This window comes from Candidatus Ozemobacteraceae bacterium (assembly GCA_035373905.1).
In the GTDB taxonomy this organism is placed as follows: domain Bacteria; phylum Muiribacteriota; class Ozemobacteria; order Ozemobacterales; family Ozemobacteraceae; genus MWAR01.
This window is the reverse complement of record DAOSOK010000041.1, coordinates 20743-32876: the sequence shown is the minus strand read 5'-3', so window position 1 is coordinate 32876 and position 12134 is coordinate 20743. Positions and strand designations below refer to the sequence as shown.

At 61.2% G+C, this 12134-nt stretch carries 10 protein-coding genes; 6 read left to right on the top strand and 4 right to left on the bottom strand.

What is annotated here, in order from left to right:
* Nucleotides 1-176 precede the first annotated feature (176 nt).
* The 3 genes from PLU72_17100 to PLU72_17090 all read left to right on the top strand — a co-directional run bounded on the left by PLU72_17100 (nt 177) and on the right by PLU72_17090 (nt 2187).
* Entirely contained in the window at nt 177-1241 is a 1065-nt protein-coding gene (locus tag PLU72_17100) for an XRE family transcriptional regulator (protein ID HOT29897.1), read from the top strand.
* Nucleotides 1234-1737, top strand: coding sequence for a hypothetical protein (locus tag PLU72_17095; protein ID HOT29896.1), 504 nt, complete (start codon nt 1234-1236; stop codon nt 1735-1737). The genes PLU72_17100 and PLU72_17095 overlap by 8 nt, the downstream gene beginning before the upstream one ends.
* 150 nt (nt 1738-1887) lie before the next feature.
* Nucleotides 1888-2187 (top strand): aspartyl-tRNA synthetase, encoded by a 300-nt coding sequence (locus PLU72_17090; GenBank protein HOT29895.1) that lies wholly within the window; start codon nt 1888-1890, stop codon nt 2185-2187.
* Between the two features lie 118 nt (nt 2188-2305).
* On the opposite strand, the gene PLU72_17085 is transcribed toward PLU72_17090, so the two are convergent.
* Nucleotides 2306-3022, bottom strand: coding sequence for a hypothetical protein (locus PLU72_17085; GenBank protein HOT29894.1), 717 nt, complete (start codon nt 3020-3022; stop codon nt 2306-2308).
* A gap of 223 nt (nt 3023-3245) precedes the next feature.
* Between PLU72_17085 and PLU72_17080 the strand changes: the two genes are divergently transcribed.
* A complete protein-coding gene (locus PLU72_17080) occupies nt 3246-4370 on the top strand; it encodes an alpha/beta hydrolase-fold protein (protein ID HOT29893.1) in 1125 nt (374 codons plus the stop codon).
* Nucleotides 4371-4440: 70 nt separating this feature from the next.
* On the opposite strand, the gene PLU72_17075 is transcribed toward PLU72_17080, so the two are convergent.
* Both PLU72_17075 and PLU72_17070 read right to left on the bottom strand, forming a co-directional pair.
* The gene (locus PLU72_17075) at nt 4441-6681 is read right to left on the bottom strand and encodes an NADP-dependent isocitrate dehydrogenase (protein ID HOT29892.1); all 2241 of its coding nucleotides are present in this window, start codon (nt 6679-6681) and stop codon (nt 4441-4443) included.
* A 165-nt stretch (nt 6682-6846) separates the two neighbouring features.
* Nucleotides 6847-7311 carry an ankyrin repeat domain-containing protein gene (locus tag PLU72_17070; GenBank protein ID HOT29891.1) on the bottom strand — a complete coding sequence of 155 codons (465 nt, stop codon included), beginning with the start codon at nt 7309-7311 and terminating at the stop codon, nt 6847-6849.
* Between the two features lie 191 nt (nt 7312-7502).
* On the opposite strand from PLU72_17070, the gene PLU72_17065 reads away from it, so the two are divergent.
* Together PLU72_17065 and PLU72_17060 are read left to right on the top strand one after the other, a co-directional pair.
* Nucleotides 7503-9398, top strand: coding sequence for a hypothetical protein (locus PLU72_17065; GenBank protein ID HOT29890.1), 1896 nt, complete (start codon nt 7503-7505; stop codon nt 9396-9398).
* A complete protein-coding gene (locus PLU72_17060; protein ID HOT29889.1) occupies nt 9395-11590 on the top strand; it encodes a VIT domain-containing protein in 2196 nt (731 codons plus the stop codon). The genes PLU72_17065 and PLU72_17060 overlap by 4 nt, the downstream gene beginning before the upstream one ends.
* Before the next feature lie 92 nt (nt 11591-11682).
* Here the strand turns inward: PLU72_17060 and PLU72_17055 are convergent, their stop codons facing one another.
* Nucleotides 11683-12060: a hypothetical protein gene (locus PLU72_17055; protein HOT29888.1), complete on the bottom strand. Its 378-nt coding sequence runs from the start codon at nt 12058-12060 to the stop codon at nt 11683-11685.
* Between the last annotated feature and the right edge of the window lie 74 nt (nt 12061-12134).

The window sequence follows — 12134 nt, the reverse complement described above, 5'->3', positions numbered from 1 at the left end:
TCGAGGCCCGTTACAACAAGGCCATGGCGTTCGTCGACAAGCTCATGCCCTCCATCCTTGCCAAAGCCTTCCGTGGAGAGTTGGCGTAGATGGCATTTTCCTGTTCATCGTTGTCTCTCCTCATTTGACAAACAGCATAGTTTTTCGCATATTGTAAATGAGGAGACGGAACATTTATGTCTGCGAAGCAACTTTTTGGCGAGCGTCTCAAGGGGGCGCGAACGGCGCAGGGGCTTTCGCTGCGCGATCTTGCCGAGATGGTCGGCGTTTCCGCGCAAGCCCTTTCCAACTACGAACGGGGAGAAGTCATGCCCGGTTCGGCGATCTTGATCAGCCTTGCTCGCGCCCTCAGGGTGAAGATCGAATTCTTTTTCCGGCCGGTCACCATCGCCCTGGCGGATCTCGAATTCCGAAAGAAAAACGCTCTGCAGGCCAAAGAGCAGCGTTCCATCATCGGCCGCATTCATGATTGGCTCGAGCGCTATGAACAGGTAGAGAACCTGTTTCCTCACCGCATCGAAGATTCCTTCCTCGCTTCCGCCAACCAGCGAAACGTCTCGTCCGCCGAAGAGGTCGAAGCGATTGCTCTTGAACTGCGCAACGTCTGGAACCTCGGTCTGGCACCGATCGAGAACATGACCGCACTCCTCGAAGAACATGGGGTGCGGGTCTACCTCATCAAGGATACGCCGGATTCCTTCGATGCCTGCGCGTTCCGAACCAATGGCCGATGCGGCATCGTCGCGCAGTCCGAGCTTCCCGGCGATCGGCTTCGTTTCAATCTTGCCCATGAACTTGGTCATCTGATCATCAGCACCCCGGAAGAGGGCGACAAGCGCACGCGCGAGAAACCCACGATGCGATTTGCGGCCGCCTTCCTCGTGCCGCAGGACGTCGCCATTCGGGAGCTTGGCCGGAAACGCCATCATCTCGACATCGATGAACTCTACCTCCTCAAGCGGAAATACGGCCTCAGCATGAGCGCCTGGATATACCGGGCGAAAGATCTCGACATCATCACACCGTCCACCGCTCAGCACCTCTTCATGGCCTTCCGGAAACGTGGCTGGCTGACCCGAGAACCGGGTGAACCATACCCGGCCGAATCGAAGCCCTCCATGATGCGGCAACTGGTTCTGCGTGCCCATGCGGAATCGCTCATTTCCGAGAGCAAGGCTGCCGAGCTCCTGGGGCAGAATCTCAATCAATTCCGTCAAGAGAGCCTCGGCCAGAATGTCTGAAGATGTCGGCAATCATTATATCGACTCGACGGTCCTGCTCGATTTTTTCCTCGTCAACGCGCTTTCACATTTTCTCAAGCTTCCATTTCGCATCGTGACCGTCGATATCATGGCTGCCGATCTGGAAGACCCGAGTCTCGATCAGATCGGGAAAGCCGGCGTCATCATCCTCGAAACGCCGGACCACGTTCTCGAACAGATGGGCAGCGCAGGAGCCGTCTACGGGATAAGCGTCTATGATGCGGCAATCCTTCTTGCAGCCAAATCCCGGAAGGCGGTTCTCCTTTCTGGTGATGAAAAACTGCGTAAGGCAGCCGCCAAAGAGCGGGTCGTCTGTCGGGGCACCTTGTGGTTGCTGGAGGAAATGGTCCTGGGTAAGATCATCACTCCGGATCACGCCGCCCTCCTTCTCGAACGAATGTTTCTCATGGGCCGACGGCTGCCGGCAGATGAGGGCAATCGTCGAATCATCGAATGGGAAGGAGGCGGTAGATAAAAATCGGCCCAGGTGTTGCTGCACCTGGGCCGGAAGAGAATAAACAACGTATCCGTAGCGCGTAGACCATGACCTGGTCTGCTTTTCCACAACTACCAATTCCTTCTGGAAATGGCACTGTGGCCTCTTTTTGATGATTTGGAGTGTAATATGATCTTTTATCTTCGTCAATCTGAAATCGAAGTTCTCTTTCGGCAGAAACCCCAAACCAAGGACAATGGCGGATTTCAGCATCTTCTTGTAACGCTTCAAAACCGTACGAGCCGGAAATCTGGACGCATTGCCCTGTTCGATCGGGATATCGAGAAAATTCGGCGATATGCCTTTGCATATGGCAATGGGGGCTGGGAATGGCGACTCAAAGCCATTTTTGCCCGAATTCTTGGTCCAAATCTTGGCGGTGATCGCCCTCGCCCTATTCAACTGACCTTCGATTGTCTTGCGGCATAAAGCACGATCAAAAAAGGAATCCGGTGATGAGAGCTCTCTTCACCGGATTCCTGCAAGACTACAAGGTATGGTCTGATATAGATGTAAGTATAAATACTCTTGGACGATGGAATAAGACTTATTCTTTGCCGATCTCGCCAGTACGCTGGAAGAGGGTATCGAAGAAGGCGCGGGAGTAGGTCGGTTTCCAGGGGGTGAATACAAAGGCGTTGCCGGTTATCTCCTGGCGAAAGAGGAGGGTTTTTCGGTTTCCGACGTCGCTGCCGTCGAACGAGCACAGCATCTCGGCGTAGTCGTCGTGATTGACGTCGATGAGCCTGACGTCGCGCAGACGGTCGCCGGCGATGCCCGTGCGGCTCGGGTCGGCCTGATCCAAGGCTTCCAGGCCGATGACGTCGTTGCACCACGCATTGCCGGTCGACGGGATTTCCAGATACAGGACGTGTCTTCCCTGGGTTCCGTCATTTCGCTTTCCTTCGTAGGAGATGAAGAAAACCCGTTTCTGCGGCCGGTCGAGCTGCCAGAACACGTTGATTTTCCCGCCATCCACGTGAAACAGCGGGGAGACGTAATGCTTGTCCGGCGTTCCGGCCGTGTCGACGAAGACGAAGTCCGGGCCGGTGAGCACGTAGAACCGGCCGGCGATCGACCGGACGAACTCGAACTCGTTCGCGATGGTGACATCACTGTGTTCGATAGCCGTGCGGACCGCTTTCACGGCCGGATCGTTCCGATGGGCCTCTGAACGCTCGAACCCCCGACAGGTCTGCCCGATCGCCGATGCGGCGGGGACGAGGAGTCCCAGGAAAAGGAAAATGATGAAGTGCCTGTTCATGCAGTTCTCCGTGCTGTCAGTATTTGTAGAGTGGCAGAAACGTCAGCCAGGACCGATTCTACCAGAATTCACCTCGCTCCGGTGCTGTGCAGAGAGCTCCATTGCTGAGGGATGACGTGAGTCCGCCGTGCCTTTCGTGGGCTCTGCGATTCAGCGGGTGGCATGCTCCGAAGGGATCTGGTGATGTTGAGGCCGGGAACGGGAGCGGGTATCATGCGGGGGTATGTGGACGGTCGATGTCGAGTTTCAGGTCACGCTTGCGTCGGGGGCGGCGATTCCCCGTGATGCGTCGCTGTTCATCGCCGGGAGTTTCGGCGGGGAACGGCGATGGGTGGCTGATGCCGCGCCGTGTTTGAACGTCGGGGGCACCTGGCGCGTGCGGATCGGCCTGGAAGCCGGGATTCCATTCGAGTTCAAGTTCACGCAGGGCAGCTGGGACTGTGTGGAGACCGACGCCGTCGGAAACGAAATTCCCAACCGGGTGTTTACCCCGTCGTGGGACCGGACGACGTGCGCCTGCACCGTTCAGGGCTGGAAGCGGACGACGGAGCAGTCCCGGGCTGCGTCGGGGCGGCAGATTCGATACGATATATTTTCGAAGGAGCTGGGCGAAGACCGGACCTTCATCGTCAGGCTGCCGCCCGCATACGAAAAGAGCCCGGGAAAACGATGGCCGGTTTTGTACTGCCATGACGGCCAGTACCTGTTCGGCACCGAGCGTTCGCTGTCGGGCGGGGAATGGCGGGCCGATATCGTGGCGGCCGAACTCGAGCAGGAAGGGCTGATTCCACCGACGATCCTTGTCGCTATCTTTTCAGGCGCCCGGCGGGTCGATGAATTTCTGCCGGTCTACGAGCCGCGCCGGTCGGGCGGGGGAAAGTCCGATCGGTATTGCGAGTTCGTGGCCCGGCAGGTCAAGCCCCGCGTCGAGGCCGAATGGGATGCCGCTTCCGACCAGCGTTTTGTCGGCACGATCGGGTCGTCGTTCGGCGGCCTCATTGCCATCGACCTGTGCAGACGGTTTCCGGGCACGTTCGGGTGTTGCGGGGCGCTGTCGCCCGGCCTCTGGCCCGGCAACTACTGGATCCTCGACCGAATCGCGGAAGACCCGGCGTTCCTGCGCGGCGTCAAGCTCTGGTTCGACATGGGCAGCGACGAGGGGATCGAAGTTCCCGACCTCGCCGACGGCATCGAGGTGATGCGCCGTCTCGAGCAGATCCTGCTGTCGCACCGGTTCAGGCCCGGCCGCGACTATTATTACCAGGAGATCCACGGCGGCCTGCATCACGAGCAAGCCTGGTCCGACCGCCTGGGAACGATCCTGCGGTTTTTTCTGCAGGACGCCTGACAATACAATATATATTGAAACATAACGTAGGGGCGGGTTTCAAACCCGCCCCTACAGAAGATGTTGGTGATCAGGCGCGGGCGAGTTCGTCGAGGATCGCGTTGAAGGTCTTGCTGGGGCGCATCGCCTGTGCGAGCTTCACCTCGTCGGGCTGGTAGTAGCCGCCGATGTCGACCGGTTTTCCGCGGGTCGCGTCGATCTCCGCGAGGATCTGCTTCTCGTTCTCGGCCAGTTTCTTCGCGGCGGCGGCGAACCTCGCCTGGAGCTTTGCGTCGGTCTTCTGGGCGGCCATCGCCTCGGCCCAGGCACGGGCGAGAGCGACGTGCGTGCCGCGATTGTCGATGCCGCTCGCGGCGTCGCGGGCCGGGGCGACGTTGGCGTCGAGTAGTTTGCCGATCGCGTCGTTGAGCGCCTTGGCCAGCACGGTCGCGGCGGGGTTGTCGTTCCGGCGGCCGTAATCCTCGAGGGAGACGCCGAGCGCCAGGAACTCACCGAGCGAATCCCAGCGCAGATGGCCCTCTTCCAGGAGCTGCTGGACGTGCTTCGGGGCCGATCCGCCCGCGCCGGTCTCGTAGAGGCCGCCGCCGTTCAGCAGGGGCACGATCGAGAGCATCTTGGCGCTGGTGCCGAGCTCGAGGATCGGGAACAGGTCGGTCAGGTAGTCGCGCAGCACGTTTCCGGTGACCGAGATAGTGTCCTTGCCTTCTTTCGAGCGCTTCATGCTGGCCACGATCGCCTTGCGGGGCGGCAGGATCTGGATGTCGAGGCCCTTCGTATCGTGGTCTTTCAGGTATTTCTGCACCTTGCCGATCAGGCTCTTGTCGTGGGCGCGATCTTCGTCGAGCCAGAACAATGCCGGGGTGTTGGTGATGCGGGCGCGGGTCACGGCGAGCTTGACCCAGTCGCGGATCGGCAGGTCTTTTGTCTGGCACATGCGCCAGATATCGCCCTTCTCGACCGCGTGCTCGATCAGCACCTTGCCGGCCGCGTCGATCACGCGCACGACGCCGTCGCCCTGGATCTCGAAGGTCTTGTCGTGCGAGCCATATTCCTCGGCTTTCTGCGCCATCAGGCCGATGTTCGAGACGCTGCCCATCGTGCGGGGATCGAACGCGCCGTTTTCCTTGCAGAAGTCGATCGTCGCCTGGTAGATGCGCGCGTAGGAGCGGTCGGGAATGACCGCCTTCATGTCGCGCAGCTTACCGTCGCGGCCGTACATCTTGCCGCCGGCGCGGATCGCCGCGGGCATCGAGGCGTCGATGATGACGTCGCTGGGCACGTGCAGGTTGGTGATGCCCTTGTCGGAGTTGACCATCGCGAGCTCGGGCCGCGCGGTGTAGACCTTCTCGATGTCCTTTTTGATCTCTTCCTGCTTGTCGGCGGGAAGGGTCGCGATCTTCTCGTGGAGTTCGCCTAGGCCGTTGTTGGGGCTGATGCCGAGCGTGCGGAACGTCTCGGCGTGCTTTTCATAAACGTCCTTGAAGAAGACGCTGACGACGTGGCCGAACATGATCGGGTCGGATACCTTCATCATGGTGGCTTTCAGATGCACCGAGAACAGCACGCCCTTCGCCTTCGCGTCGGCGATCTGTTCGGCGAGGAAGGCGCGCAGGGCGTTGCGGCTCATCGTGGCGGCGTCGATGACCTCTTCCGCCTCGAGCTGGAGCTTTTCCTTGAGAACCGTTTCCTTGCCCGCCTTGTCGACGTGTACGATCTTCACGGGGCCGGCCTTCTCGACGACGACCGACTTCTCGCTGCCGAAGAAGTCCTTGTCGGTCATGTGGGCCACGTGGCACTTCGAGTCTTTCGTCCAGGCGCCCATCGAGTGCGGGTTCTTGCGGGCATACTCTTTCACCGGATCGGCGACGCGGCGGTCGGAATTGCCCTCGCGCAGCACGGGATTCACGGCGCTGCCGAGGATCTTCGCGTAGCGCGTCTTGAGCTCTTTCTCCTGGTCGGTTTTCGGCTCTGCCGGATACTCGGGAACCTTGTAGCCGTTCGCCTGGAGCTCCTTGATGGCCGCCTGGAGCTGCGGGATCGAGGCGCTGATGTTCGGCAGTTTGACGATGTTGGCCTCGGGCTGGTTGGCCATGTTGCCGAGAAACGCGAGGTCGTCGCTGTGCCGCTGTTCGGCGGTCAGGTTCTCGGGAAACGCGGCCAGGATACGGCCGGCGAGCGAGATGTCGCGCAGCTCGACCGGGATGCCGGCCGGGGCCGTGAACGTCTGGATGATGGGAAGGAGCGATGCGGTGGCGAGGGCCGGGGCTTCGTCGGTCTTGGTGTAATAAATCTTCGCAGGAGAGGATGTCATTTCAGGCATTCCTTTCGTTGTGTGGCGTTCAGCCATTTCCTTGTTCGATCGATATATGTCCGCCGTTTTCCGGGCGGGAACCGGCATCGGCAATTCTACCAGAACTCACGTGATTTTTCGCAAGAGACAATCGTCCGCATGACCGGCGATCGGACGGATAGGAACTCAGTGCTCCGGAGTCGGCGAGGCCGCAATCGCTGCGGCGCATTCCGGAAAACCCGCTTTCAGGGCGAGCTGGGCGGGGGTCTTCCCGTCGACGGCTTTGGCGGAAGGGTCGGCGCCGCGCCGCATCAGCAGGTTCGCCGCTGCGGTCTGCCCCTTCCAGGCGGCTTCGTGGAGGGGCGTGTTGCCGATCTCGTTTCGGGCGTTCGGGTTCGCGCCTTTCGCGAGAAGCATTTCGAGAATGTCGATGTGGCCGCCCTCCGCGGCGAAATGCAGCGGCGTCGCCCCCTTGAGGTCACGCTCGTCGACGTTGTTGCCCAGGGCGAGCCAGCGCTGAACGAGATCCTTGCGGCCGTTTTTCGCCGCGTCGTGGATTGAGCCCGACATCCAGCAACCGCCGATCACCACGACCAGGAACAGGCCGATGGCCAGGGAAACCCAGCGCAGGGCCTGAGTGGAATGTGCCATGTATCCCATCGCCTGAAGAATAGCATATTTCATGGGCGGGGATTTCTCATCCGGGGCCGTTTGTAGTACAAAAAAGAGAGCCGGCCTGCCGGATTCCGGCATGGGGCCGCACAAAATAAAATAGTATATAATGTATATTCTGGGTGCGGTTTTTCGCACCTGTCTGGATAAAGGAAAGAGAGGTATTCCCCATGCTTTGCAGGCGATACGCTCCGCGGATCCATCGATATCTGGTCCGGGCCCTCCTGGTGCCGATGTTCCTGTTGATCTGTTCCGTTCCCGTTCGAGCGGAGGAAGGATCGTCGTATCTCGCTCTCTTTCGCGCGAAATCCATGGCCTGGGTGGTTGAAAGCATCCTGTCGATGCCCGAAATCGCCTGCGTCGATACCACCGTGCCGGGTGGACTGCGAAGCCTTCTGCCCTCGGACGTCCTTGCGCTGATGGCTCGAATGCGAACGATCGAGATCGGTGCGGCCCTGGACGAAAAAGGCGCCCTGCGGGTCGTCTTCGGCAAAGATGGACAACCGGCCCGCTTCGTCGATGATAACCGCCATTCCTTCGATTTCTTCCGCCTTCTCGCTGACTCGGATGCTCCATCACGGAATTCCCCGGAAGAGGAGGAAGGTGCCCCGCCCCCCGCTCCGGCGTTTCCTTCAGAACTCGAGAATGCCGACATCGGAGGCTGTATATATTCAGATATACTATCGCGGCTTCTGGCGAAAGCGCTTGCGGACGAAGCCGGCCTGGCCGTGAAAAAGGATATCGCGGCCTGCGGCCGGAACTGTCGCAGGATCGGCCGTCTTCTCACGAAAGCCGGCGATTCGGCGAAGAAGGTCGGGGAAGGCGACCCCGTGTCGGTCGCCGGCATGCCGATCTGCCCCTTTGGCGGCAGATACCTGCTTGAAAAGGCGACGGCATCGGGATCGAAGACAATCTTCCAGATCCGGTGCGACCATGTGCCTCCCGCGGCACCGCCGCCCGTTCCCGATACACCCCTCGGGAAGGTGATGGGCGCCGTGCTCGAGCAGATCAGGACCCTGCCGCCCCTCTTCGTGTCATACTCGGCCGCGGAAGGCGTTCTGCGCGCGGAAATGCCCGTCTCGCGAGCGGAACCGGCCTTCGGGCTGCCGGGAACCCCCTGGGATCCCGATTACGGCTCGATGCTGAGCTGGGTGCCGGCTGAACGCGTGAAACTTCCACTCAGCGCGGGCTTTCCCGGCGGAATCTTCCTTGGAGTCGATCCGAAGCGCCTGTTCGGAGAACCTCGCGGCTCGATGGCCTCCGGCCCTCTCGTCGCGCTTGATATTCGGCCCGGCCTCATCCTGATGGGCGGCGCGACGCCGGTCGAAGGATTTTCGCAACGGGGCGGTTTCATGCCGGAACCGGTGATCGGGGTTTTCACGGCGGCAAAGGAACTGCTTCCGGCGCTTCCGGCGCTCGGGCCCGGCATGGACGGCCGTCAGACCGTCGAAGAAATAGAGGGAGTCGACGTGACGGCGATCGTTTCGGATGGCCCGCGTCGGCCCTGGGAAAGCGCCGACGCCGGTTTGCGCGTCGCCGAGCACGACGGGATCACCTTCCTGAGCTTCGAGAAACGCTTCATGCGCGAACTTCTCCGGGGCTGGAACGGCGAGTCGCAGCTCGTCACCCTGCCGGAGCTGCGGGGCGAGGTGAAGTTCGTTCTCGCGGTCCGCATGGATGTCTTCGGCCATGCGGTTGCATCGATCGTCGACGAGGTCGCGTTCGACAAGGAGAGAAAACGGTGCCGGGAAGGCGTCGAGGCGTATCGGCGGAGCCACGGCGTGAACAACCGTGATACTGAGGAGGAGATGTATTCCGGTCCCGGCAAGATTCCCCGGGAACTCCGTGACGTCTGCCCGACCGGCGGCATCATGTGGCACCCCGAACAGAAGCGCCTCATGTGCGCGGTTCACAATGTCAGCGGTTGGCGGGCGAGGCAGATGGCGTCCGCGGCGCGTTCACGCCATGTCCCGGCCGACCGGTGGCTGTTCGTGACGCTTCAGCGATGCGACGGGAAAGCCGTTCTCGAGGCACGCATCGTCAAGGCAACGGAGGCTGCGAAATGAAAACGACAGGAACGGGCTCTTCCAGCTTTGCGCAAATCGTCGCCCTGCTTCTGTGCGCGGTCTTCATCTGGGCGTTCCCCGGCCGGCTCGAGGCGAACGGGTCGCTGCGGCTGTCGGAACGCTCGGTCTGGGCCATGCCGCTGACCCACGAAAAACGGGTCGTCAACCTGGTGCTCGAGGACGGCCTTCTCCTGTTCGAGGTCGAGGACACCTTCCACAATCCGAACCGGGATCGCGTCGAGGGCGTCTATCGCTTCACCCTGCCGGACCAGGCCTTCGTGAGCGGCTTCCAGATCATGACCGACGGAAAGACCTGGGCGCCGGGCAAGGTCATGGAGATCGAGAAGGCGCGCCTCGCCTACGAGGAGATCGTGCGGCGTCAGACGGACCCGGGACTCCTGGAGCAGCACGGAAACGATCTGACGATCAAGGTATTCCCGATCGAGCCGGTCGCCCCCGTGAAAATACGGTTCCGCGCCCATGCCGCCGCGCCGGCGGGCCGGAAGGGGATCGACTTGGAGATTCCCGTCGAACCTGATCGTGAACTGGAAGAAGAGGCTCCCGGAGGCGCATGGGAAAGGGCTGAACCGGCGGCGGGCGGAAAAAGGGCGGTTCCGAGACTCGTCGTTGCCGGAACGATCAGCGATATGCGCGGAATCGGCGATGTCTCCGTCGAGCCGGCGGCGTCCGTTACCGCGGAGAAAGAAGGAACGAGAACCTTCAGGCTCGATCTTGCGAAGCCGCCCGTGGAACCCGTCAGGCTGCGCGTGTCGTTGAAAACGACGGCGGCGCCGTGCGTGACGGGATATGCATCGACAGACGGTTCTCGATTCCTCCTGGCGCGCATTCCGCCTCTGGCCGCTCCGGCCGGCGTCACGCGCGGCCGCGCCACGGTCGTCATCGACGCATCCGGCTCGATGGGCGGAAAAAATCGCGCGCGCGCTTCCCGGCTGGTGAAGCGCCTGGCAAATACAATAGATATAAATGTATATATGTGGTCGAACGGCGTTCTGACGCCGGCAGAGCCGGGTTCGATCGGAGATCACGCGTGCTCGGGGCCGACGTCATGGAATTCGCTCGCGTTGCCCGAAGGGGCTGGCGAAGCGGATGGGATGCTCCTGGTAACGGACGGAGAACGTTTGGGCGCGGCTCAGATCGAGGCGATCTGGAACCAGGGCGGCCGCAAACCTCTCTGGGTGGCGCTCATCGCGCCGGAGGAGCCGGCAGGGCTCCGTTCGGCGCTCGCCGACAAGGGAGGATGCGTGCGGCTGTTCGACGAACAGGGATGGCAGGCTGCGGCGTCTTCTCTCGATACGGCAATGAAGGATCTTTGTATCTCGGCGAGTATTGCCATGCCTGACGGGGAACGAGGCGTGCCGCTGTTTGGCAGACTTTCCGGCAGCGAGGGGGGCGAAGCGTTTTTCGTCATTCCCGCCGCGTCTGCGACGACGCCCGTCCGCATCGTCGACCGGAACGGCGCCGTGCTTCTCGAACTGTCCGATCCCGGGTCGATGAACGACAGGCCGGCGCGGGGGTGGCTGAACCTCCTCGCGGCCCGCCAGCGAATCCAGTCGCTTGCGGCACGGCCGCAGACGCCCGAGATCGTGCGGGAGATCACCCGGCTCGGCCTCGACAACAACCTTGCGACGGAATACACGGCGTTTCTGGCTGTTCCCGACGATGTCGCCCGACAGTTCGCGGAAGTGCTGAACCCGGCATTTCTCGCTGCGTTCTCGCCGCCGTCGTTCCGCAAGGCCCGGGAACAGTCTCGTCTCAAGGCCTGCTACGCGAACCAGCGGGTGCTGCTCGGGGCGATCGAGATGTATAACATGGACAATACCACGATGATGGACCGCGATCCGGTGACCCTGGGCATCGACGTCGAAAAACTGGTCAAGATGAGCTACCTGAAGGGCGGTCTTTCGAAACCCGAGCCGACGTGCGACTACCGGGGCGGTCCCCAAAGCATCCTTGGCAGCGGAACGATTTTCTGCGTGTGCCACGGGTATATCGACGGCGAATACGGCAAAACCGCCGAGGAACAGTTCATCGACGCGTGCGCGGCGGCCGGTTTCGATCCGCTCGATTTCGACATCGAGTTCCCCCCGCCGCCCTCGCCGGAAGGTTCGCCTCTCGAGCGCTGGCTCGGGGAGTATCGATTCATTCTGGAAGTCATCCGGCTGTTCCTGTAAACAGGGGCGGCCGCGGCCGGAAAGATACGGCCTTCATGACAACAGCCGGCCCGTTGGGGCCGGCTGACAGAATGGCGTTTGAATCTGACGAATCAGGGATTCGTCGCCCCGTTCGACGGTTGGGGCGGGGCCGCGGCTCGAAAGGCGTCCGGCGTTTTCCCCGACGAGATGCGGTCGAAAAGCTCGATGACGGTCGCGCATCGATACGCGATGGTGTCGGCCGCATGACGGAGTCCGTCTGTGATGAAGCAGCTCGACATAAAGAACATGCAGAATGCGGCGGTAAAGAGGGAGGGCAGAACGAAGCTCGAGCGAAGCGCCCGCAGGATGTGAAACATCTTCACGACGTGGCCCAGCCGAAGTTGCGTGAAATCGTCGAACGACTCTTCCGCTTGCGGAAGATAGGCGTTCCGCGTTCCGCCTTTCGCGCCGTTCCCGCGCAGTTTCCTGTAGCGATCGAACATTCTCATATACTCTCTCCGTACGATCGAAAACCGTGTCTGAATACCATAGTAGCCCTTATCAACTGAAAATGCAATTTGCC